The following is a 23777-nucleotide window of genomic DNA, read 5'->3' as shown; positions in this document are numbered from 1 at the left end:
AATGAGGACAGCATTATTCATAGTGCTCCTGTCCAATACTGAGCACTATGAACATATTGAAGGAGATGAGAATGTTTGAAGAAGTTTGAAGTACTTAAAGAATTTAAAGACATTCACTCTAAAGAAGTATACAAAGTAAGTTCTGTTCAGGAAGTCTCTGATGAAAGATTTAAAGAGATTCAAAAGAACTTAGCTAAACATGATGGTGAATTCATTAAAGAAATCAAACAACGCAAAAGAAAGAAGAAAGCTGAGCAACCGTCTGAAGAAGAAGGTGCTTAAAAATGGAATTAGAAACAGTAAAGAAACACTTAAGAGTCATAGATGATTTTGAAGATGATGTTATTGAAATGTATCTAGATTGGGCTAAACAGAAAGTAAAAGACTCTGTAACCAATGATCCAATGCCTTATGAATTATTCTTCACTGAAAACACTCACTACAAAAGAGCTGTAGCACTTCTCACAGCTCACTACTTTAGAAACAGACTACCCCTGGTTGATAAACCTCAACACAATCTCACTTATGGACTTAGAGATGCCCTATCTCACTTACAAGTCGATTTCATACACTACAAAAAAGAACTAGAAGCTGAATACGATGAATATTAATAAGATGAATCAAGTCATTGAATTTCAAGAGAAGCAAAGAATCAACGACAAAGGAATATCAAAAGAAGTTTATAAGACTGTTTTTAAAGCTTATGCACACATAGACACAGTTTGGGCGAAAGACTATCAGACGGCTGTTAGTTCAGGTACTCAAAATAGATTGAAGTTTACTATCCGTTTTATACCTGTAGAGATCACTAACAAAATGCATATCCATTTTAAAAATCAAACCTATGACATTAAAGAAGTTTATCCAGACTTCACTAATCATGAAGTAATCACAATCATGGCTGAAAGAGTTGGATTGTAATGTCTCTTAAAAGAGATGGTTTTGAAATTAAAGGATATGAAGAGCTGATGATTGAAATTGAAAATCTTGGTCAGAAAGCTAATAAGGCTTCAAGACAAGCATTGAGAGAGAGTGCTCAAATCGTTCAGAAAGAGCTGACTAAGAACACTCCAAAGGGCTCTTATCTTTCTAAAGAACATGCGAAACATAATGTAGTGATTTCAAATGTGAAGACAAATAAAAGCACAGGCGACAAATACATAACGGTTGGATATCCCAAAGACATTAAGTGGAGGATTCACTTCATTGAATTTGGAACGATCAGACAACCACCAAAATTGTTTATGACAAGAACAATCAATAACACAAAAGATGCAGTGAGAGAAGAGATAGCAAAACATCTGAAAGGAGCATTGGACTTATGACACAAGAAATATATCTAGAAGACATGCTAGAAGTTCTAAGAGCTAATCTAGCTGAGAAACTTACTGAACTAGTTGATGAAGATAGGATCTATAAGTTTAGTGTGCCTGATGAGCTTTCAGATGCGGAACTATCTCCATGCATTCGATTAAATCTTGCTGATATGAGGCCAAACAGATGGGCTGGGGATAAGGTAGTTGGTTATTACTATGAGTTTCTCATAGACATATGGCATGAAGATTATCACCAAGCTTTCGTCATTGGTCAACATGTTCAACAAGTACTAAGAGAAATGAATTTCAGACAAACAAGCCCTGTGTTTGAAGAGGATGAAGATACTGATTTGTATCGAGATTCCAGAACATATGCAGGCAATATATTAATTTAAATATTTAAGGAGAAATGAAAAAATGGCATACACTAACGATTACCAAGCAATCACTGGATTAGCACGAGTGTACATTGCAGTACAAAATACAGATACAAAAGAAGAGGTTTCATACGGTGAAATTCACGAAGTAGACTCTGTTCGATCCTTCGGTGTTACACCTGAGTCTTCATTGGATAAAGCTTACGCAGGTAACAGAGTTGTACAAACAGCTCAAAGCCGTTCTGGTGCTACATTCAATATGACTTTCCACTCTCTGCCTGAAGATCTACAAGCAGAAATTCTGGGTGAAGAAAAGCGTGAAGATGGACTCACATACTCTAACTCTACTCATAAATCCCCGTATTTGGGTATTATTGCTGAGTTTACTAAGGAAGATGGAACTTCTCGATTCGTTGGTCTTACTAAAGCAGTATTGACCCCAGCGGCTGAGGAAGGCTCTACTAAAGAAGATGGAACTGAATTCGGAGAGCTGGCATTCGAAGGTGAAGCGATGGATAGGCTGTTTGATGGCGAGCGTAAAATCTCTAAATCATCTGCTGATGAAGACTACGACTTCTCAATACTATCTAACGCAGTATTTAAGAACGAAACAGGAACTCCAGAAGCTTAATAGATTACATAGAAAGCACATTCTTTATTGAGTGTGCTTTCATATTTTTACTAATTAAAAAATCATATTATCGAATAATTACTAAACCCAAAATTGAAGGAGAAATTACAAGATGGCTAAACAAACACATAGAAAAATTACATTGCTTATAGATGGTAAAGAGAAAACATTCTATTCTAAGTTTGCAAGTGCAAGGAATGTATTTAAAGCACAAGATATGTTTAAAAGAATGGAACAAGAACCTGATAAAGAAATGGAGATCATTGATGAGATTTTAGACTTTATTGCTAAAGATATCTACCATAGTGAGTTCACGAAAGACGATATCCTCGATGGTATTGATGCAGCTGACTTCATGGAAGAACTGCAAACACAGTTGATCATGGTGATGACACGGGATGTAGATAGTGTAAAGAAACAAGCTTTTCTGAGTCAGAAATAGACGAAGAGGATTACTCAATAGAAAAGCAACAACAGTATCTAACTGATTTCATGGATTATATGTTAAGTAGGGAAGATGGTAAACATATGTCTCACAGTGAATTCATGGAATCAGATATATTTTCATTAATGGAAGCTGAAATGAGAATTTATAACAAGAAGAAGAAAGAAAAAGAAATTGATGCTGAAACAGCATTTGATTTGATTTAAGAATTACCCCTTGATGACTCCCCTCATCGAGGGGTCTTTTTTTATGCCATTTTTTAATGATTTTTTAATTAGTAAAAGTAAAAGGAAGTGAAGTAAATGACAGGAAACACCCCGTTGGGAAATATGGTTGTGGATTTGGATTTAAATACTACGAAACTCAATAGTTCTGTTACAGGCCTACAAAGACAGATGCGGATGGTTAACTCTGCATTGAAAGCTAACCTGTCAGGATTGAAGGACAGTGGTTCAGAGTCAGACAGATTAGCAACTAAGATAGATGGTTTAAACAAGAAACAAAAGATTCAGGAAGCAATAGTTGAAGAAACAGAAAAGAATTATCAAGAGTTAGTAAAAACAAAAGGTGCGGCTTCTAAAGAAGCTGAAGCCTATGCAAATAATTTGAATAAAGAACAAGCAAAATTAAGAGATGTAACTGCTGAGCTTGAAGAGATGGAAAGACAGCACAAGGTTATGACCTCCCCTTGGACGAAGCTGAGTCAAGGTTTAGATGATTATGGTAACAGGTTGAAGAGCATTGGCGATCACACTATGCAAATCGGTAAAACTGGTATGAAGTGGATTACAGCTCCTGCTGTAGCTCTCGGCACAGTCGGTGTTAAATCAGCGATGGATTATGAGTATGCAATGAGTAAAGTACAAGGACTACTTAATGCTACTGATGAAGACATGAGTAAACTTGATGCCAGTGCCAAAGAGTGGGGTGGCTCTACATCTTATTCAGCTACAGAAGTAGCGAATGCCTTTGAATTCATGTCGCTTGCAGGCTGGGATGTTGAACAGCAAACTCAATCAATCGGTGGAGCTCTTAAATTTACAGAAGCTACAGGGTTAGAGTTGGCTCATGGCGTTGACCTCATCACAGACTCGATGGGCGCTTTAGGTATAGAGACAGCAGACTTAGATGGGTATCTGGATAGTTTGGTAGCCACTCAGTCTAACAGTAACACTACAGCTGAAGAAATGATGCAAGCTTATATCAGAGCAGGTTCTACTATGAATGCAATGAACTTCTCTGTAGATGAAACAAACGCAATGCTTGGTGTGCTTGCGGACAACGGTATTAAAGGTGCTGAAGCAGGTACTAAGCTGAATAGTATTTTTGCTAAGCTTGTTAACCCAACAGGACAAACTGCTCAAGCATTTGAAGACCTTGGTATCTCAATGGCAAATGCAGACGGTACGATGAAGTCTTCTGATGAAATTCTACAAGAAATAAAAACTAAAACTGAAGGCTTAACAGATGCAGAGAGAAACAGGTATATCAGTATGATAGCTGGTACTGAGAACTTGTCTTCCATGAATACACTATTAGATGCATCAGGCGGTAAGTTAGAAGAATATACAAAGCTGAATGAAGAATCAAACGGTGCACTAGATGAACTGCACACTATTATGAAAGACAACTTGAAAGGCGACTTTGAAGAGTTTGTATCTTCTCTTGAAGCAACTGCTTTGAGCATAGGAGAAATGTTGTTACCTGCTGTTAGAAATATCATTCAGTGGATGACAGATATGATTAATAAGTTTAATGATCTGTCTGACGGTACTAAAGGTGCAATTGTAGCCTTTGGAGGAGTAGCAGCTGCAATACCTCCTGTGTTAGTAGGTGTTGGTGGATTCATTAAGATAGTTGGAAGTGCTATGACCTCATTAGCTCCCTTGGCTTCATCCATTGCTAAGAATGGGGGTTTACTTAAAACACTTGGATTAGCATTTAGAGGACTTACGGGGCCGATTGGCTTAGGTATTACTATCATAGGTGTACTAGTTACTGCCTTTATGACAGCTTACACTAATTCAGAGACTTTCAGGAATGGTATTCAAGCAGTTGGAGACAAAGCTAAAGAAGTTTGGGATTACATAAAAGAATTTGGATCTGGAGTTAAGAATCTTTTCACTGGTTCAGAAGAGAATGGTAAGAAGATACTATCTGCTATAGGTGTGACTGATGACAACATCAGTCGAATCACTGGGTTAAGAGATAACATTCTCGAAGTAAAGGATAGAGTGCTGGAACTAGGTAATTCTATTGCTGATAGAGTGAGACCTGCACTACAAGGTGTAATGGACTTTATTGATGAAGTAGGCACTTCATTAACCTCAATGTGGGAAGATAATTCAGCTAATATTATTCCAATAGTAACCAACATAGGCAACGGAATATCTAATGTATTTAAAGGTATTTTAGCAACTATAGAATTCATTATGCCTGCTGTGGAATTCATTATAAAAATGGTCTGGGAGAATATTCAAGGAGTTATAAGAGGCGGTCTCAAGGTCATAGATGGACTTGTAAAATTGTTCTCTGGAATCTTTACAGGCGACTTCTCCAAAATGTGGGAAGGTGTAAAATCCATTTTTACTGGAGCTATTCAAGCGGTATGGAATGGATTCCAACTTCTCTTCTACGGAAGAATCATTAAAGGTGTAGGATCACTCGTAAAACTATTTACAGGCTCTATTAGAGGTTTGTGGACTAGTGTAACAGGATTCTTTAGGAATTTATTTGATGATGGTGTCATAATCATCGGACAGCTTAACACCAGAATCAATAATATTGTTTCAAGGTTAGTAAGCTCTGTTATCAATTTCTTCAGAAGAATGTTCAATAACACTATTGATACAGTAAGAAGACTAGGATCTAGAGCTTATGAATTATTTAGAAATATGGGTACTAGAGTATCTAATACCGTAGGTAACCTATTCCGTTCTGTGCGAAATTTCTTCACTAATATGAGATCGAATGTCACTAGTATCACTACTAGACTTCGTGACACTGCTGTAAATCTATTTAATGCTCTTAGAACGAGAGTTACTAATACAGTACGAAACCTCTACAACTCTGTACGAAATCTCTTCTCAAATCTACTTAGTAATGTAAGAAGCACAGTAACTAATCTGAGAAACAGAGTAGTTAATCTTTTCACGAATATGAGAACGAGAGTTGTTTCAGGAGTACAAAATCTAAGAGATAAGGTATCAAATCTCTTCGGGAGAATTCGAGACAGGGCTACTGATATCTTCGATAAGATGGTCGATGGAGCTAAAAAATTACCTCGCAGACTGGGAAATGCTATTAAAAATGGTGCTTCTAAAGCTGTAGATGGAGTCAAATCGCTTGGAAATAGTATCATCAATCAACTTGAAAAAGTAATCAACAGAGTAATCGGTGGACTCAACAATATCACTGGAAAACTAGGTATAACATCTACAATCAGTGAAGTTAGCATCAATAGATTCTCTAAAGGAACAGGAGCTCCTTCAAGTGCAACTAAGAACGGTGCAATAGCTCATGACATGCTTGCAACAGTCGGAGACAGAGGTATCGGCAACGGTAAAGGTACTAGAGAGCTTGTACAATACCCAGACGGTACAGCAGGCTTATATGATAATGATGCTACGATCTTTGCTCCTAAAGGCACTATCATTTACAACAACAGGCAAACAGAAGAGATTCTAGATAGCCTACCAAGGTTCAGTAAAGGTACAACTAATGCTGGATCAGGCACTAAAAATGGGAATAATAAGAAGGATAAGAAGGGCTTATTTGGAACAATTGGAGATGTACTCTCGAACACATGGGATTACATTAAAAACCCAGGGAAAGCTCTGGATGCTGTTATTGATAGTATCGCTCCTGATTTCAGTGGATTTTCAGGATTTGCAGGCGCACTCTTAAGAGGTGGCTTTAACTTCTTCAAAGACAAGGCTCTGGATTGGATCACAGGCATCTTTAAAGATAACGAAGGTGGAGAGGTAAGTGGCGGTAGTATACTGAACAGAGCTATCACAGCTCGTTTCGGTAGATACCCTGCACACATAGCTAGACAATTGGGCGTTACTCGCCACTATGGACTAGATACGGCTCATAGATACGAGAGACTCACTTCACCTGTCACAGGTAAGGTAACAAGAGTGTGGCATGACAAATACGGTGGTAACTCTATCCAGATCAAATCGGGTGAGCTTAACTGGTGGTTCATGCACATGCAATCTATTGCTCGACAAGTCGGAGACATGGTTAAAGCTGGTAAGACTAACCTAGGTGTTACAGGAAACACAGGACTTCGTACAACTGGTTATCACTTACATACTCAAGCGATGAGAGGCGGTATAGGTAACGCATTTGCTATTGACCCTCTACCACTGCTTAAGAAAGCTGGATATGCAACAGGAGGCTTTGTAACTGATGGTCTCTACAGGCTCGGAGAAGAAGGATATGGTGAATGGATCATACCTACCGATCCTAAAAGAAGAACAGATGCTATGAAACTCCTAGCATATGCTGGTAAATCACTACAGAAGAACAATGGTAACTTAAGACCTAATAACTTGCCGAACATAAATACGAGCAATGAGGTAAGTGAGCTTAAACAGCTTATCAATAAGCAACAAGAACAGTTAGACCAGAACAATCAGATGATTGAGCTTCTAGCTAAGATAGCTGAGAAAGAGTATGTAGCTCTTTATGATAAGCGAAAATTGGCTAAAGAATTAGAGCCTGAAATCACTAAAAGAGCAGAATATGAAAATGGTAGAAGAGCTAGATTCTCATAAGAGTCTAGCTTCTTTTTATAAAGGAAGTGAAGTAATTGCAGTTTTATATAAATAATATTATGAACGACAATCTATATATTGAGGATGAATTTGAAATTCCTTCCTTGAATACAATGATAGAGACAAGAGAGATCAAAGGCAGAGATGGGTTCCTGCTTGGAGAGAGGAAAGTAGAGGGATTTAACTTTCCTATTCCTTTCATATATGTAAATCATGAGAATAAAGAATATCAAGATATCGTCAATGAGCTAGTTGAATTCTTCAATAGAGAAGAAGAAGTAAGACTAAGATTTGAAAATGAATATTGGTACTGGAATGTAGTATTTACAGGGACTATTCAATTCAAACAAGAAACTGATGGCTTTGTAAGGTTTGAGCTTAATTGTATCATTGCTGATCCTTATAAGTATTCTAATGAACGGTATAGCACAGTCTCTGAAGATGATCATTTAACTATTTATAACAGAGGTACAGCTCCTACTTATCCTGTCTTCAAGGCTACTGCTAAGAGAGATAGCACAATGATTATGATATCAAAGAATGATGAAGAGTACTTCATGTTGGGCGAGGGTGCTGATGTGTTTCAAGAGACTAAAGACTTATCTCCTGTAGTTTACTCAACTGATCATTCGTCTATATCAGGGTGGACTAGAAGAACAAATAGTATTGACGACAACATTACAGGTGGAGCAGTCGGTGGCAGCTTAACATCAGATGGTGAATCATTTATTGTTTCTGACTACGGAGAGAGTACAAATGGTTGGTACGGTGGAGCTTTACAAAGAAGCTTAAGCAGTACTTTAAGTGACTTTGAGATATCAACTGTTATAGAGATACACCCAGATTTGAACCGCAGAAGGAAAGGCTTGATTAAAGGCACTGTACACTTAGCTGATGAAACTGGAAACCTTGTAGCCAGCATAGGTCTGATTGATACTCAGTTATCAGTTAAAGATACAAGAGTTGTAGTGAGGATCTATGATCGAAATGGAAATGCAAAAAACATATACTATGCAAGACAATCACCCAATGCTTTCAGATTCGGGAAAGTACATATCACATTGAAGAAGCAAGGCAATGCGTTTACAGCTAGTGCCTTTAAGTCTACCGAGGAAAATGGTAGCACTAAGATTTCTTCAAGAATGAATAGAAAGTTTATAGATACGACAGGTGATTATGATAGAAGTGTAAGACAGTTAATCACATATGTATCTAAATACACTGGTGAAGATAATGAAGTACCATTATACATATATGAAACGAAAGTAAAAAGAATACTACCTGATGAAGCAGGAGTCATCCCTCTAGCTATCAAAAGAGGAGATATTATCGAGATAGATAATCAACAAGAGATCATGCTGTTAAACGGTGCACCTGCTACAGAGCTTAAGGACTTTGGTGCTACATACTTTGATGTGCCTGCAAGTTTAACAGAAATCTTCATTCATCCTGAAGACACATTCGATGTGACAGCGGAATGGAGAGATAGATACCATTAAAAAAGAGAAAGGTGAACTATATTGAGTCAAATACATATACTGGATAGATACTCTGAAAGAATAAAAGAGGTGCTATCTAACAGACAAAATTCTAAAATTGTTTTAGATGATTTACACATAAGAAACATTGAGAACAACTCAGAAACATTTGATTTTGTTATTGATTATAAAGCATCTGAAAACATTCAAGAGAGAGACAGAGTACTCATTCCTGACGAAGAGTTAGGCAATTATAGAGAGTTTATAGTCGATGACATTAACATAGATACATATGAGGGCGAGGCTGAGATTAAGACAACTTCTTCATACCTTGAAGATTTGCAGAAAGCTAAACCAATCGAACCACAAACGATTGATCAGCATACTGCACAGCAAGCTGTAGAATTTGCGCTATTTAATGTAGCAGGCTGGGAGGTTGGAGACATTGAATATGCTGGCTTCAGAACTATCAGCTGGACAAGTTACAACTCTCCTTATGAAGTGCTTAAAATAATTGCTAACAGATTTGATTTACAATTAGATTTCACTATTGAGACAAATGGTAATAGAGTAACTAGAAGATATGTTCATATGAGAGAGAAAACAGCTCTATTCAGTGGTAAAGAAGTTAGAAGAGGCAAGGACTTAGCTGATCTACAAGTACAGAGAAATGCTACTGAAGTAGTCACAGCTTTACTTTGTTTAGCTCCTGAACCTGAAGAAGAAGGTCAAGAAAGACTTACTACTATTGTAGTTGATGACGAAGCTCAAGCATTGTACGGCAATCCACGAGAGTATATCTGGGGTATTTACGAGCCAGAGTCAGACGACTCAGACATGACTCTCAACAGGCTTAAAACTTTAGGCAGAACAGAACTCAATAAGAGAAATAAGCCTAGAATTGATTATACTATTGAGGCTGTATACTTAGATGAATTTTTAGATCATGAGAGAGTCTTAATCGGTGATAAGATTAGAGTTAAAGATGATTTGAAAGAACCTTATTTTTATGTTGAAGCTGTAGTTAAAGAGATTAGAAGAAGTATCTTCAATCCTGAGGACAAGACTTATACTTTAGGTGAAATCATCGAGTTCACTCAAGAAGATATCACTAAAAGATTTGAAGACTTGAGAGCTCTATTCACTCAAAGAATGACTGAAACTAGAAGCAACTTTGATAACATAGTAACAATCATAGATACACAAGTTGAAAGAAGAATCTTCAAGCAAGATACCCCTCCTGATAATCCTATTAATGACCAACTTTGGTTAGATACCTCAAACCCCGAAAAACCTATTCTAAAAAGATACTTCAATGGCTATTGGAATACAGAGATCAAGGCAGTAACAGAAGCTTCTGATATTGATGCTGTTACAAGAGAAGAAGCTATGTATGAAGCTGTACTGTCCTCCCTTGCGAACATTGAAGTTAACCACCTGACACTTCTTACTGAAGCTAATCAAGTCAAAGAAAATCAATATATCAATGATTCTCACAGAACTACTATCGACAATAATGTTCAAATTGTTATTGAAACATATGACACTCTAATGTCAGAAGTTGAAAGATTCAAAGAAGATAGAAGACTTAATCTAGAGCAATCTAATATTATTCATCAAATGATGCTTGATTACAGTAGTGCTATCAATGAGCTCAGAGAAACAATTGTTAAAACAACTGAATTTGCAATGGATCACTTAGCATACTTACAGTCTCAGTACAGTGATGAGCAGTATGAGGGTGCTATGCAGGAAGTCGCTAGTAAATTTGGACTTACTTTTGAAGATGGTGTATTGAGAGGCGATCCTAGGTTAGCTCAAGATTTAGAAGGTACTAGGTTAGAGCTTGAAGACAAGATAGAAAGTGCTAGAAATACTCTCAATGACATGATTGAAGAGATTACAGGCGATAGTAGAAATATGATCGTAGGTACTTCTCTTATAGATGAATCTCACTTTACAGTAGTAGGTGGCTACACGATTCTAGATGATGAAGAGCTAGAATATGTAAGAATTAATAAAGAGGATGCTAGTAGAGATGAAGCATTCATACTCTTCCATAACAAAATGGACTACCTTGCAGAAGAAACATACACACTAGCATTAGACTTCAGAAGTGATGTAGTCGATGAGTTAGACTATATATTCTTATCTACTGATTCTACAAAGCACATTCTTCATGACACAATGATCCCTCAACCACTCAATCTAGAAGCAACAGGTGAGTGGAATAGGTATTACATGCAATTCACCCCAACTGAAGATATTCTGAGAGCACAGTTAAAGGTAGGTACTGACTACACAGACGATATCGTTGGAGAGTTTGATATTAGGCAGATTCACTTATACAAAGGTACAAGTGAAATGGCATGGCAACCTGCTCCAGAGGATAACAGACAATATATCACTCAGTTATCAAGAGAGATTACAAAATTAGAGAATCAGCTATCAACTAAGATGACTAGAGATGATTATGATCTTCTTGAAGGGCAAATTGAAAGTGTAAGCACTGAAGTTACCCAAACAGCTAAAGCTATCACTCAAAAAGCAGATAAAAGTGTGGTAGACACTTTAAATAACACAGTCACAACTCATGGAACTCAGATTGAGACTCATGCGGAAGGTATAGATAAACTTATTGAAAAGACAGAAGCTACTGATGAATCTCTCACTGTTGTAACTAACAAAACAAATGAGACAGCAGGAGGTTTAGAGCAGACTATCACTAAAGTAACTGAAACTGAGAGTGCTTTAGAAGATGCTGAGAAACAGATTAAGCAAGCTCAAGCTGATATTAAAACTAATGCTGAAGAGATTAGTACTAAGCTATCAACTGCTCAATATAACACTGATCAAGAAGGTATTATATCAAGTATTGACACAGCTACTAGTGAAAGAGTTCAGTTAGCAGAAGAAATTAAAGACAAAGTGACTCTGACAGAGTATGAGAACTACAAGGTTGAAACTGGTACTCTAGGAGATGCTAATAGAGTATTAAATATTACTACTGACAAAAAAGGCAAATGGTTAAGACTAGCTATGAATGCAGGAAACAGAGCATCAGCTAGATTCATCATAGCCGATAGAACTTCCTCCCAACACGGTACTGTTGAATTCAACGCCTCAGTATTCTTCAATAGGGCAAATAATGCAGAGTTTATTGTAAATAGCTTTGCTAAAATGACCTCATTCCCCTTCACAAAAGCAAGATTCCTCACTAAAGATACATATGATGAGCAATATCTAGACTTATATTTCAATCCTACAAGAGACTCAACTAACAGCATCTCGATTTGGATGAAAGACAACATTCAAACTACGGGTTGGGTACTACAAGACCTTCCTGAAGCAGAAATCCCACACGGATACAAAGCAACTGAATATGATATCAACGAAGAAGCTTCCACAAACGGCATTTTAAGAAAGCATGAGGCCTCAATTACGAACAATGGTAAAGAAATCTCACTTAAAGCTTCTCAAGAAGAGCTTGATAGTGTTAACAAAACACTTAGTGAAAAACAAGCAGAGTTATCTCTTGATGCAGAAAATATCAAAGGTGAGGTCAAAGGTGTATCAGATAGACTATCTGAAGTATCTACTACAGTAACTCAAAATAAAGAAGAGTTTGATGTTTCTGTCAGGGAGAACACTAATAAATTTACTCAGATAGATGGGGAAATGACTGAGAAGGTCGGAAAGACTGAAGTAGTAGCTTCTATCAATGCCTCCACTGAAGGTGTCAAGATTAACGGTGATAAGGTAGATATCTCAGCAGGTTCTTCTATCAGAATCGCTATTGATGATGCTAAAAGATATGCAGATAATGTATCTTCCACAGCAGAGTCTAATGCTAAAAAACATGCTGATAACAAAGCGAAAGCCGCTCAGGAAGCCGCTGAAGAATATGCTCTTGCTCAAGCTAAAGCAGAGAGAGTGAAAGCAGAGTCATACGCAGATGGCGAAATCACTAAAGAAGAAGAAGCTAGAATAGCAGATGTAAAGGCTAAATTGAAAGAAGCAAAGGATCACGCTAACGAAACTGCTCAAGCGGCTGAGAAAGCGGCTAAAGATCATGCTAATTCTAGAGCTAACACTGCTGAAAACAACGCCAAGAGACATGCTGAAACAAAGGCCAATGAAGCAGAGAAGGCGGCTAAAGATCATGCTGATGCTAAAGCAAGGGCAGAGCGTATTATTGCAGAGGCTTATGCAGATGGGAAAGTAACTGCTGAAGAGGAAGCTAGAATTAAAGATGCTAATGCTAAACTTCAAGAAGCTAAGACTCATGCTGATACAAAAGCGAGAGAAGCTGAAATTGCCGCTAAGAAAGTAGCTAATGTTGCTCAGGACACTGCTGATGAAGCGACTGAGAAGCTGGATGATATGGCTAAAGGTGGGAGAAACCTACTACTTGATTCTGGTAGAAAAGTATCTACTAGCAGATACAATATCGCTGATTACTATCTGACAGAGAAAATAGCTGAAGGAACTGAAGTCACAGTATCATTTAAAGCTAAGCTTGCTACAACAAAAACTCACTTCAGACTTTACAATTCAGGAGGATCTGTTTCTATGGGTAGAAACTTCTATCCTTCTAAATCAGGAGAGTTTGAAGTATATACATACACATTCAATTGGAGAGTAGGATCTTCTAATAACACTTTCTTAAGGCTCTATCACATGCCTAGTGCTACTACCACAACAAGTGAAGTCGAGTGGATGAAGCTGGAATACGGTAAACAAGCCACGGGATGGAGCCCAGCACCTGAGGATAATGTGGAAAAGAAAAAGATAATCTCTGAGATTAACTTATCTGATGAAGCTGTAAAAATCAAAGCAGAAAAAGTAGATATTGATGGAAGAACAATCAACATCGGTTCTAATCCAACTGTTACAAGTTTGAACTCAGCTGTTGATAATGTTGATACAAAAGCAACTAACGCTAGAAATCAAGCAAATGCCGCAAGGGACGGAAACAATATTGCTAGAGCTCTTAATGCTTCAACTACAACAGTCAACATTGCGGCTAGCAAGATTAACCTGTCAGGTTATGCAACCTTTAATGATCTTTCCACTTCGGGAAGAACTACCATTAGCGGAGATAATATTAGAACTGGGTTGCTTCAAAGCTCTAACGGAAGGACTTCATTTAACCTTAACACTGGAACAATCAGTGTAGATGGGGGTAATGGTCTCATAGTGAAAAACTCAAATAGTTCTAGAAGGATTGAAATGGTTAATGGTGAAATCAGTAGCTATGCAGGTGGCGACCTAACTATGAAGTTTGGCGGTTATAATATGGAATTCTATAACCATGCCGATGACCCTATTGGTCGAATTCAACCTATCTACTCTACTGGTTCAAGCAGGCCAGGCTTAGGAATTATTGCACAAAGTGATGTAATCAATATCGGTTATAGAGCACATGGTCTATACAGAGCTGTGCTTAGGTCTGACTTTGCCGCTAATGAGACGGTTGTGAGCGGCCCATTTAATAGTGCAAATGCAGGCTCAACTCTAAGATTGTATGCTAACAGGCGAATAGTCTCAAGCGACACTGACTATGCTAATGAGTACACAGCATACGACCAGCCTACTATCATTTTGGATCAGAGTAACTCGACTAATCATATTACGCAGTATTTTGGCGGGGTTAATAACAGAAACAGTGCGCAATGGAGAGTGAGATTTAGAACATCTACCTCAACTTGGCAATCTAAAATGATTATCGAATCAAATAGAGTTCGTTTTAGAGATAGCGTTCAAGACTGGAACGGCAACGAGTTTTATGCGAACGGCACAGGTTCCAACTCACTGAACAGAGATACTGCTTTACATGCTGGAGGCTTGAGAACTCTTTCAGGATGGAGCCATTTATACCTTGGCACACTGAGCGGTGGAGAAGTAAGAATCACAAATGGTTATGGTCGAAACCAAGATGGTCTAGGCAATGGTGGAATTACCTACAGAGACCTTAGAGCGGCAAAACTTTACAGTGATAGTGTTTGGTCTCATCAGTATGACAATTACTGGGTGAGAACGCCTAGTGAGCTGAGGATCACCTCAAGAGGTAGCACAAGCAACTACCGAGATATCCGATTCAGAAACTGGAGATCTGTTTCTAGTGAAAAATATAAGACAGATATAAGCGAGTGGAATCTAAATGTTCTTGATATCCTGAAGGACGAAGTAACAATTTATCAGTACAAATACAAAGTGGATGAGGAAGATGCTGATGATGCAAAAGATGATGCAAAAGACTTCTACCAGCGAGGTCTTATTGTTGAAAGAAATACACCTTCAGAATTCGTTTCTGGTGATGGGATTAACCAATACGAGGTTATTTCATGGGCTCTCAAAGGTATTCAAGAGCTGGCTCATGAAAATGCTAGTTTGAAAGAAAAATTAGACAGTCTAGAAGATAGACTGAGAAGCATTGAGGAGAATAAATGATGGAATTATCAATAGAAAAATTATATGCGCTAGTAGAGGGTTTAAATAGCTTAGTAGAGAAGGAGCTGCCAATTTCGGCAGCTTTTTCTATTCAAAAAAATATATCAATAGTGACAGCCGAGCTAGAAACAAGTGACAAATTAAGAGACAAAATTATACAAAAGTTCGCTTCTGAAATCAGAGAGGATGGTTCAGCTGATATTCCTCATGAAAACTTAGAAGAATTTCGCAAAGAATATGATGAACTAATGCAACATAAAGTAGAGATTGAATTGACTTCAATCAAACATTCACAACTTGGAGAAACTATCACACCTCTAGCATTAGGGCAGTTAATGCCTATCTTAGTAGAGGATGTGGAGGAAGATAAACATGTTTAACCTGAAATACAAAATTTATATTCCTTCACTTAATGAAACCTCTGTAATCATTGTGAGCACAGAGCCTTTTATCAGAATTGAGAGAAGCCTTGAAGGAGACTGGGAGGGCAAGAGCGATGAGGACATTATTTCTGAGGTTCTAAAGAGTTTATTAACATAAGAAAGAAGTGAGTCGCATTGTGATTAAGAAATTTATAGATAAGGTAGAAAGCTTATCCACACATGCTTGGATAGCCATTCTCTCTTACATTGATGAAACGCTTGATGATCATAATGATAGATTGGACACCCTAGAAGAAAAATTAGAAAAGTTTGAGAGTGATTTTGAGCCTACAAAAGCAGAGGTAGAGAACAAAGCAGAAACTAGAAAACTTATAAAGAAGACTGGTTTAACAGTTGTAGTTACTACAGTCGTAACATTTATTTTAAGGCACTTTGGAATAGTTTAAGAGAGGAGGCAGTACTATGAGAAAACCTCGAATGAACGAGTTAGCAACAATGATGTTTGCTTGTTCAATATTTTTCACTTTACTTGTCGCTCCTGATCTATTCGCTGAAATGATTGCTGATAATCCAGAGTCTTTATATGTAGGCTATATAGCAATAGTGGGCTCACAACAGAATTTAGCCTTTATTTCTTTAGGAGTCGGAGTGATTATATTCTCATCATTTTTCACGAAGAATTATACTTTGAGGATTATGACGAATATCGCAGGAATTACATATACAACTTTTATTACAGCATCATATGTATTCGACTACCCTAACTTAGTTCTGGGGTTATTAGTCGTTATGATCATCTGGCAGATTCATGAGACATATCAACTAATTGACGAGAGCGAAGATGAGAAAGCTAAGAAGATACTAGTGAATAGCTTGAAGGAGAATTAAGAGGATGGAAGAGAAACACATGAAAACTCAAACAACAAATGATGTTCAAATAGAAAATGAAGTTAAAAAAGATAAGGTGAAAGGCTTAATCAATCAATTCGGAGGTATGCTACTAGCCTTTTCAGCATTTAGTGGGGTTGTAGGCTTCCAGATGGAATGGTTAAACGAAGAAGTAGTTAACTCATTTACAGTGCTTTTATATGCAGTAGCAGGCTTCAGCTACACCGCTTATACAATCTATAAAAACTGGTACTCAGGAAAGAAAGCACAGAAGCAAAATAAGAAGTTGAAGGAAGCAGAACTAAAATAACTTTAATAACAAATAAGAAACAAACCAAGAACACCTTAACGGGTGTTCTTTTTTTATGCCTACTATAGAAATTTTATTTCAAATAAATTATGGAGATGAAGAAATTATGGCAAAAAGAAAAGCAACTAAAGCAGAACTGGAATACGGAATTGGTATTCCTGAAATCGAAGAAGACGGTTACGAAGTAGAAGAGGCAGATGATGAATTATTCACCTGCTTTGCATCCGATGAAGAGAACGATATTGATGATGATGAACTAATTGCAGAGTTCGAGAAACATCTTAAAGACCTCCCAAAAGAAGTAAGGGAGGTGAAATAATATGAGCTACAAGATAGTTAACATGTGGGTGAGTCCTAGCAAGTACAACATTAAGGCGACTTATGCTATGTCTCCTACGACTATTACAATCCACAATACAGCGAATGTAGCACCAGCCAGAAACGAAGTAGCTTACATGAGGAACAATAATAATATGACTTCATATCATGTTGCTATTGATGACAAAGAAGTAGTTCAGGCTATTCCATTCAACCGTAACAGTTGGGCAGCTGGGGATGGCCTTAATGGTACTGGTAACCGTAGGAGTATCCATATTGAGATCTGCTACTCTATGGATAATGGTTACAGTGGCGCTTACTCTAACCGCTATGCACAGGCTGAAGAGAATACTGCACTCTACACTGCCTATGTCCTGCATCAGTATGGCTGGGGAGTTAATCGCCTTCGTCAGCACTATGACTGGTCAAGGAAAGATTGTCCTCATAAGATGAGAGCGCACGGTCGCTGGAATGCCTTCAAGAATAGGGTTCAGGCACACCTGAATGCTATCAAGAAAGGTAACACTTCAGCTACTAAGAAAACTACTACTAAGAAGAAAACAACTCAGAAAGCAAAAGGGTCTACATACACTGTTAAGAGTGGAGACAGCCTGTGGGCAATCTCTAAGGCTAGCGGAGTTAGCGTAGCCAACCTCAAGTCTTGGAACAACCTGAGCAGTAACACTATTCATGTTGGTCAAAATCTGTCTCTCAAAAAACCTGCTAAGAAATCCACTAAGAAGAAATCTTCTAAAGGTAAGGGCACAGGTGGCGTTAAGAATATCAGATATCATGGCGATTGGAGATACAACAGCAATACAGGCGCTTATTGGGTTCCTGTCACTGTTGATTTCATTGTTGGTGATCAGCCGATTTACGCTTATGAACATGTACCCAAGAGAATCCACAGAGCGCCTAGTATGGCGAAAGCTGGTGCTAGAATTAAAGTTGTAGAGCTTTGCCGTTGTGATGGCCATGTCTGGGCAGTATACAGGACTGGCTCAGGTCGCTTGAGATACCTCCCTATCAAGAAGTGGAACGGTAAAGGTGGACGAGTTACTAATAAAGGACTTTTTGGATACTTTAGTAAAGCAGATTGAAGAACCTTGACAAAAGGAAAAGCATGTGGTAAACTAAGGAGTACATACGAAGCTGTACTCCTGGTTTTCCCAACGGAAATTTTGAGCATATAACTTGACATAATTTGTGTGAGATCTATAATGTACTTAAGTAGAGGTTCAAACCTCTACTTAAGTACATTATAGATCTCAGTCAATTTTTGTTTTTCAAATTCTTATTAAGTTGACAGTTATTTAAATAAAGTGCTATAGTAATATTAGTAATAAGGAGGCCTAGCTCCTGATAATAACCTGAAATTAATGTGAGACTTGAGGGCTCACTAGTTGGTAGGCAACAGAAAAACCTAAAATTAATGCGAGACTTAAGGGCTCGTTAGTTGGCAGGCAACAGAAAAACTAGGATCTTATATAGAAGAGGGGGAAACCCCTCTTTTTTTATTATATAGGAGTGGTTGTAGTAATGAAGTTAAAAAAGAAAGATCTTGAAACAATAAAAGAGGCTCATTCATACTATGACCAATTAATAGGAGAACCTTTGATTTATGTTTATGTTGGTGATAAAAATAAATATAAATATTTAAAAGTAGATTTTCGCAGTAGTAATTTCATGCATTTATGTGGGGTGAACTATTATCATAAAGGTAGGATTAGCCCTAAGGAGTTCTATAATGCATTATCCCACAACAACTTAGATTTAGATAAAGTGGACATCAAAAAAGATGGAACTACTCAATTAAAATTACAAGTTATAAAGGATATTAAGTTCTTAAATACATGTCAAATGAGGGTAGTTGATAATCAATTAACTTTATTTCATGCAGAATTTGAAAAATCTTTAAAGCGAAAAAACTTTTTACTGTTGGGTCTTAGATATACTAAAGAATTTTATGTTCCGTCCTCAATATTCAATGCAAGGACTGTTAAGCTCAAAACTAATTTGTGTGAGGTTTTAGCCGTATTTAGAGGTGAAATATCAAAAGACAAAAAGTTAGATGCTAAACCAAGCTTTGATTTAGAAAAGGCGTTAAAATTAAATGTAATATGATACTATATTTACAATAAGTATTAGGTGATTTTATTACTTCCGAATTTTTTTGTGCCTGATTTAGGATTCAAAAGCAAGGCATAAAAGGAACATTTTATTCAGGTGATTTCTAAGCTTTTTAGTTTAGTGATTATATAGATAATGATGACTTGGGTGGACACTGTGGAGGTGTTCATCCGTTTTTTTATGGGTAATTTTAACAGTTAAAAATGTTATAATAGAGATATTATAAAGAATAAGGTGATAAGATGTTTTACTCTTATGAAAATAAGCACTATAAATATCTTAAAAAAAACTTTCCAGATTATAATTACTTTATAACATTCAGGTATATGATTCCATTTCGATTACCGTTCACAGGAGCAACTCATATAGAGTTAGACGGTGTATTGTTCACTTTTTTACATAGGGTTTATAAACACTATGCTAAAGGAGAATTTCCTCTAGATGATAATCTGATGAGACATACTGTTGTTGAGGCGACACTACCACTTACTAAAAAGAAAAGTGACAATATGATTAGAGAAATGAGGAAAAAATCTACTACCTCTGATGATATAACTTCTGAAAAATTTGATCATCAATTAAATGTTTTAAATGATTATTGTCAAGTGCTCCTAGTTATGCATAACCTTTATAATATTGAATACCTCTCTTTAAACAAGATAGTAGGGATTCCAGAATATATGATTTATAAAGAAGAAGAAAAGCCGAAATTGTTGGGCCCTTTTTTCATTAAGAACAACGAATATCTAACTAAAATTCATCAGAAGAAGTTTACTGCTGCAGAATTAGAAAACTCAATACAGAACTATAATACATTTAAAAATCATCCACTGCATATGCACATTATTTACGGCAGAAGAGGTGAAAAAGCTAATCGTGAAGAAGACTTTAATCAAGCTATAATATACTTCCAAACCTCTATGGAGATTTATGTTCAACACTTTATTGTTGAATGCTATAGATTGATGAAATGGAAACCAGAGCATAAGATAGAGAATCTTGAAAAAAAGAAGGAGTTTAGTAAGCATGTGGATCATCATTTTATAAGGTTATTTGATGACCTAAATTTAAAGAATGCAGATCTGTTAGTCGATATGGTCAAAAGATATAAAGAAACTTCTTTTCAATATAGAAATAATATAGTTCATGAAGGAATGCATTATAGTAGATATGAAGCTAGCCACACTAAACAATTGTCTGCGGATATATTCAACTTATTGTTACATGATATCAGAAAAGCTCCAAGCAATGCCTTTACAGAGTATTTTACCCATCTCTATAATAGTGCTGAAGTAGATATTGCTGACCTTAAAAAAAGGCACGATGTAATAATTTAATGCTAATTACTTAGAATCAAAAGGAGGGGTTATTGTGGCTAAGAAAAATGACTCTAAGAACAAAAAGAAGAAAGAAATGAAATTCATTAGTACACCTGAATATGAGAAGCAAAAGAAGGAAGCAAAGCTACCTGATGAAGTCGTTAGCAATATTGCTAAAGTGATTTCGAAACACTATTAAAATTTGATAAGACGAATGAGATTTTCTTGTTCGTCTTTTTTATGTATATTCTCCCTGATGATTGCATGACTTTTACCTCCTTGAAGACAACACCAACTTCTTTACAATCTTGAATATAAGAGCTATACTGATGTTAAATATTATGTGATTAATTAGTTAAGATTAGCTAAAACCCTTGAGAAGCCTCTGATGTGAGAGGCAAGGAAAAATTCATCAACTATCCTTATTCCCCGGTGAAGATCCTCATCATACCGACGAACGAGGAAGTGATGATCGCAAGGGATGTCATGCGCATCTCCGGGATGTAAAACTCGCTATCATTTCAAATCACTCCAGTCACCGGCTGGGGTGATTTTTTATTTCCTATGATAATGGTTTGCCCGGGCCCAAATCGGGAAATATACATAAGAGCAAAACAGATGACTTTCTAAGGAGGAATCATTTTGAATAGAGAAGAAATAATAAATAAGTTTGATGAGAAGATCAAATCCGGCAATGAAGATGCTGAAACTACCGAGGATGTTGAAAGCTCTGAGAATAACCATGAGGCAGGCCAAAAGCTGCTTGACCGCATCCTTGAAGAAATTGAGGACTATAAAAAGAGCCTTGAAGGAAAGGATATCGACCTGCACATCAATTCAGGCGGGGAAGATGATATGGAAACTTCCATCAACATATCAGGACTGAAGGAAAACGTCGTCATCTCCTATACCGGCTCCGTGGACGCATTGGAAGTGAGTGTCCGGAACGAGAGGTTCATCCTCCCGCTCGATAGATATACGGAAGATGAAGTGTATGTCGTCGAAGGCACGTGGGAGATCAACAGCATGGGCTATGCAGAATTTGCGGACATGGTGATGGTGAAAATGCTGGGCGAAGAGTATATTCATAATGAATAAAAATGGAATTTAAAAAGCCCTCGGATGAGGGCTTTTTTCATTTGAAATTTTAACGGTTGGTTTCTTCATCGATTTCCTGGCCTTCGGCAACGAGTTCTTCCGTCGCAACGGTCGTTTCGAAGTCTGTCGGGATGTTTTCAGTCCTGACGACCAGAACATCCACCCGTGCGTTCCTTACAATCGCTTCGGAAACCGAGCCGACGATGAACCTTTCCACCGCGTTAAGACCCGAGGAACCGCAGACGATGATGTCCGCACCTGTTTTTTCAACTGCTTTTTTAGGAATGATCGCTTTCGGGGAACCATAGTCGATAATTTTGTCTACATCTTTGACGCCCTGTTCATGTGCCAGAGCTTCGTATCCATCCAATAATTTTTTGGCAAACTCATTTGCACGGTCTGAGATGGAACGGTCGTATGCTTCAACAGATGCAAATGAACGAGTGTCGATAACATTAATGATGGTCAGTCTCGCGTTGTTACGTTTTGCTGCGCCGAGTGCTTTATGGAATGCCCATTCTGCTTCCCTGGACCCGTCGACGGCGATTAAAAAGTTTTTGTATTCTATCATTTTGTGTAACCCCTTTCATCTAACGATGATGTAAAATGTCTTCCTTACTTATATTATACCCAGAATTGAGAAAATTGACAATAATCCATATGTATTAATCATGACGAATTTAAAAACTCGTGATACAATTGATGCAATACAGAAGGGAGATGTTTTAGATTGATAATCGGGGTACCTAAAGAGATAAAAAATAATGAAAGCAGGGTAGGACTGACACCCGGGGGCGTCCATGCATTCGTCAATGCGGGCCATACCGTGAAGGTTGAAACCGGTGCCGGATCTGCCTCTTATTTTGAAGATCAGGATTACATAGATGCCGGCGCCGAAATTGCAGGTTCTGCAGATGAGGCCTGGGATGCCGAGATGATCGTCAAGGTCAAGGAGCCTTTGAAGGAAGAATACGATTATTTCAAAGAAGGCATGATTTTATATACATTCCTCCATCTGGCGCCTGAAGTCGAACTGACTAAAGCCCTGCTGGATAAAAAGGTCATATCGATTGCTTATGAAACCATTCAGGCACCGAACGGCTCGCTGCCGCTGCTTGCGCCTATGAGTGAAGTGGCGGGACGTATGGCCACACAAATTGGAAGCGAATTCTTACAGAAGACCAAAGGCGGAAAAGGCATACTGCTCGCAGGCGTTCCGGGGGTGGAGCGTGCGACGGTGACGATCATCGGCGGGGGCATGGCCGGTACGAATGCCGCCAAGATGGCGATCGGCCTTGGTGCGAGGGTGAACGTCCTCGACTTGAATCCTCAGAGGCTGAGGGAGCTGGATGACTTGTTCGGTTCCGGGGTGCAGACGATGATGTCTTCACCAATGAACATCTCGAATGCCGTCAAAGAAAGTGACCTGGTCATCGGCGCAGTACTGATTCCGGGAGCGAAAGCACCGAAACTGGTCACTGAGGAGATGCTGAAATCAATGAGTCCGGGATCGGTGGTCATCGATATCGCGATCGACCAGGGCGGCATCTTTGAGACGACCGACAAAGTCACGACACATGATGATCCGACTTACATCAAACATGATATCGTCCACTATGCGGTAGCAAACATGCCGGGTGCCGTGCCGCGCACGTCGACGATTGCGCTTACGAACGCCACGATGAACCTCGGCGTCCAGATCGCAAGCAAGGGGTATAAGAAGGCGGCAGAGGACAATCCGATGCTGCTCGGCGGATTCAATACGCTCGACGGCCATGTGACCTACAAGGCTGTCGCAGAAGCGCAGAACCTTGAGTATAAGGATATAAATGAACTGCTGTAAACGA

General features: G+C 38.0%; 23 protein-coding genes and 1 pseudogene. 23 read left to right on the top strand and 1 reads right to left on the bottom strand.

Going from position 1 to position 23777, the window contains the following annotated elements; translation table 11 throughout:
- The first annotated feature begins 75 nt into the window (after positions 1-75).
- The 22 genes and pseudogenes from LPW40_RS03935 to LPW40_RS03825 all read left to right on the top strand — a co-directional run bounded on the left by LPW40_RS03935 (position 76) and on the right by LPW40_RS03825 (position 21930).
- Positions 76-282: a hypothetical protein gene (locus LPW40_RS03935; RefSeq protein ID WP_230820904.1), complete on the top strand. Its 207-nt coding sequence runs from the start codon at positions 76-78 to the stop codon at positions 280-282.
- A 2-nt stretch (positions 283-284) separates the two neighbouring features.
- The gene (locus LPW40_RS03930) at positions 285-611 is read left to right on the top strand and encodes a head-tail connector protein (RefSeq protein WP_230820903.1); all 327 of its coding nucleotides are present in this window, start codon (positions 285-287) and stop codon (positions 609-611) included.
- The gene (locus LPW40_RS03925) at positions 601-921 is read left to right on the top strand and encodes a phage head closure protein (protein WP_230820902.1); all 321 of its coding nucleotides are present in this window, start codon (positions 601-603) and stop codon (positions 919-921) included. The genes LPW40_RS03930 and LPW40_RS03925 overlap by 11 nt, the downstream gene beginning before the upstream one ends.
- Complete coding sequence (locus LPW40_RS03920; RefSeq protein WP_230820901.1) at positions 921-1325, top strand: HK97-gp10 family putative phage morphogenesis protein; 405 nt, start codon at positions 921-923, stop codon at positions 1323-1325. Before LPW40_RS03925 ends, LPW40_RS03920 begins: the two co-directional genes overlap by 1 nt.
- Positions 1322-1711: a hypothetical protein gene (locus tag LPW40_RS03915; protein WP_230820900.1), complete on the top strand. Its 390-nt coding sequence runs from the start codon at positions 1322-1324 to the stop codon at positions 1709-1711. Before LPW40_RS03920 ends, LPW40_RS03915 begins: the two co-directional genes overlap by 4 nt.
- A gap of 22 nt (positions 1712-1733) precedes the next feature.
- Positions 1734-2324, top strand: a complete 591-nt coding sequence (locus LPW40_RS03910; protein ID WP_230820899.1) for a major tail protein — start codon at positions 1734-1736, stop codon at positions 2322-2324.
- Positions 2325-2436: 112 nt separating this feature from the next.
- Positions 2437-2766: a phage tail assembly chaperone G gene (gene gpG / locus LPW40_RS03905; protein ID WP_230820898.1), complete on the top strand. Its 330-nt coding sequence runs from the start codon at positions 2437-2439 to the stop codon at positions 2764-2766.
- Between the two features lie 338 nt (positions 2767-3104).
- The gene (locus LPW40_RS03900; protein WP_230820897.1) at positions 3105-7553 is read left to right on the top strand and encodes a phage tail tape measure protein; all 4449 of its coding nucleotides are present in this window, start codon (positions 3105-3107) and stop codon (positions 7551-7553) included.
- Between the two features lie 59 nt (positions 7554-7612).
- Positions 7613-9052: a distal tail protein Dit gene (locus LPW40_RS03895; protein WP_230820896.1), complete on the top strand. Its 1440-nt coding sequence runs from the start codon at positions 7613-7615 to the stop codon at positions 9050-9052.
- A gap of 21 nt (positions 9053-9073) precedes the next feature.
- Positions 9074-15484 (top strand): phage tail spike protein, encoded by a 6411-nt coding sequence (locus tag LPW40_RS03890; RefSeq protein WP_230820895.1) that lies wholly within the window; start codon positions 9074-9076, stop codon positions 15482-15484.
- A complete protein-coding gene (locus tag LPW40_RS03885; RefSeq protein ID WP_230820894.1) occupies positions 15484-15864 on the top strand; it encodes a hypothetical protein in 381 nt (126 codons plus the stop codon). The genes LPW40_RS03890 and LPW40_RS03885 overlap by 1 nt, the downstream gene beginning before the upstream one ends.
- A complete protein-coding gene (locus LPW40_RS03880; protein ID WP_230820893.1) occupies positions 15857-16024 on the top strand; it encodes a hypothetical protein in 168 nt (55 codons plus the stop codon). The genes LPW40_RS03885 and LPW40_RS03880 overlap by 8 nt, the downstream gene beginning before the upstream one ends.
- Positions 16025-16043: 19 nt before the next feature.
- Positions 16044-16313 (top strand): hypothetical protein, encoded by a 270-nt coding sequence (locus LPW40_RS03875; RefSeq protein WP_230820892.1) that lies wholly within the window; start codon positions 16044-16046, stop codon positions 16311-16313.
- A gap of 16 nt (positions 16314-16329) precedes the next feature.
- The gene (locus LPW40_RS03870; protein ID WP_230820891.1) at positions 16330-16755 is read left to right on the top strand and encodes a hypothetical protein; all 426 of its coding nucleotides are present in this window, start codon (positions 16330-16332) and stop codon (positions 16753-16755) included.
- Positions 16756-16759: 4 nt separating this feature from the next.
- Positions 16760-17065: a hypothetical protein gene (locus LPW40_RS03865; RefSeq protein WP_230820890.1), complete on the top strand. Its 306-nt coding sequence runs from the start codon at positions 16760-16762 to the stop codon at positions 17063-17065.
- Positions 17066-17120: 55 nt separating this feature from the next.
- Positions 17121-17384 carry a hypothetical protein gene (locus tag LPW40_RS03860; RefSeq protein ID WP_230820889.1) on the top strand — a complete coding sequence of 88 codons (264 nt, stop codon included), beginning with the start codon at positions 17121-17123 and terminating at the stop codon, positions 17382-17384.
- A 1-nt stretch (position 17385) separates the two neighbouring features.
- Positions 17386-18483: an N-acetylmuramoyl-L-alanine amidase gene (locus LPW40_RS13665; RefSeq protein WP_330166169.1), complete on the top strand. Its 1098-nt coding sequence runs from the start codon at positions 17386-17388 to the stop codon at positions 18481-18483.
- A gap of 439 nt (positions 18484-18922) precedes the next feature.
- Positions 18923-19507 (top strand): PBECR4 domain-containing protein, encoded by a 585-nt coding sequence (locus tag LPW40_RS03845; RefSeq protein WP_230820888.1) that lies wholly within the window; start codon positions 18923-18925, stop codon positions 19505-19507.
- A 458-nt stretch (positions 19508-19965) separates the two neighbouring features.
- Entirely contained in the window at positions 19966-20850 is an 885-nt protein-coding gene (locus tag LPW40_RS03840; protein ID WP_230820887.1) for a hypothetical protein, read from the top strand.
- A gap of 34 nt (positions 20851-20884) precedes the next feature.
- Positions 20885-21031 carry a hypothetical protein gene (locus LPW40_RS03835; RefSeq protein ID WP_230820886.1) on the top strand — a complete coding sequence of 49 codons (147 nt, stop codon included), beginning with the start codon at positions 20885-20887 and terminating at the stop codon, positions 21029-21031.
- A 191-nt stretch (positions 21032-21222) separates the two neighbouring features.
- Positions 21223-21339 (top strand): annotated as a pseudogene (locus LPW40_RS03830) (hypothetical protein); the annotation flags it as partial.
- Between the two features lie 135 nt (positions 21340-21474).
- Positions 21475-21930 carry a hypothetical protein gene (locus LPW40_RS03825; protein WP_230820885.1) on the top strand — a complete coding sequence of 152 codons (456 nt, stop codon included), beginning with the start codon at positions 21475-21477 and terminating at the stop codon, positions 21928-21930.
- A 49-nt stretch (positions 21931-21979) separates the two neighbouring features.
- On the opposite strand, the gene LPW40_RS03820 is transcribed toward LPW40_RS03825, so the two are convergent.
- Complete coding sequence (locus LPW40_RS03820; protein WP_230820884.1) at positions 21980-22501, bottom strand: universal stress protein; 522 nt, start codon at positions 22499-22501, stop codon at positions 21980-21982.
- A gap of 159 nt (positions 22502-22660) precedes the next feature.
- Between LPW40_RS03820 and ald the strand changes: the two genes are divergently transcribed.
- Entirely contained in the window at positions 22661-23773 is a 1113-nt protein-coding gene (gene ald / locus LPW40_RS03815; protein ID WP_230820883.1) for an alanine dehydrogenase, read from the top strand.
- The last annotated feature ends 4 nt before the right edge of the window (positions 23774-23777 follow it).

Origin of the sequence: Salinicoccus halitifaciens, from assembly GCF_021026095.1 — a bacterium.
GTDB lineage: Bacteria > Bacillota > Bacilli > Staphylococcales > Salinicoccaceae > Lacicoccus > Lacicoccus halitifaciens.
This window is presented reverse-complemented; position numbering and strand designations above follow the sequence as displayed.